Origin of the sequence: Shewanella sp. ECSMB14101 (assembly GCF_000773485.1) — a bacterium.
Taxonomy (GTDB): domain Bacteria; phylum Pseudomonadota; class Gammaproteobacteria; order Enterobacterales; family Shewanellaceae; genus Shewanella; species Shewanella marisflavi.
Map to the genome: position 1 here is coordinate 1 of NZ_JSFF01000073.1, position 624 is coordinate 624.

At 18.4% G+C, this 624-nt stretch carries 1 pseudogene; it reads right to left on the bottom strand.

Annotated features, from left to right (window positions below):
* Positions 1–393: 393 nt before the first annotated feature.
* Positions 394–549, bottom strand: a pseudogene (locus tag NY07_RS19950) (cbb3-type cytochrome c oxidase subunit I); the annotation flags it as partial.
* Positions 550–624: the final 75 nt, after the last annotated feature.

Genomic DNA, 624 nt, shown 5'->3' on the forward strand with positions numbered 1-624 from the left:
TATTTATTAAATTAAAAATTTAATTTTTTTTTTTATTTATTTTAAATAGACTATATTATTATTTTCTATAGTATGACTATTAATAGGGTAAAAAAATATAAATTCTTGGTTATTTGAATTTCTTTCTGATATTAAAATTATTTTATTTAATAAAAAATTTTCTATTAATGTGTATAAAAAAATGACTATAGAAAAAAAAGTTATTATAGAACCTATAGAGGAGATAAAATTTCATATATATATTGAATCTAAATAATCAGAATATCGTCGAGGTATACCCATTAATCCTAAAAAATGTTGAGGAAAAAATGTTAAATTAATACCAATTATTCTTGATCAAAAATGAATTTTTAGTAAATTTATGTTAAAATATATATTATATATTAAAGGGACTCATATAAAAAATCCACTAAAAATAGCAAAAACTGCTCCTATAGATAAAACGTAATGAAAATGAGCTACGATATAATATGTATCATGTAAATTAATATCTAAACATGAGTTAGAGGCTACAATTCCTGTAAATCCTCCAATAGAAAATATAATTAAAAATCCTAAAGCTCAAAAAAATGAAATATTAAAATTAATATGAGAATTAATAATAGTAGTAAATCATCTAAAAAT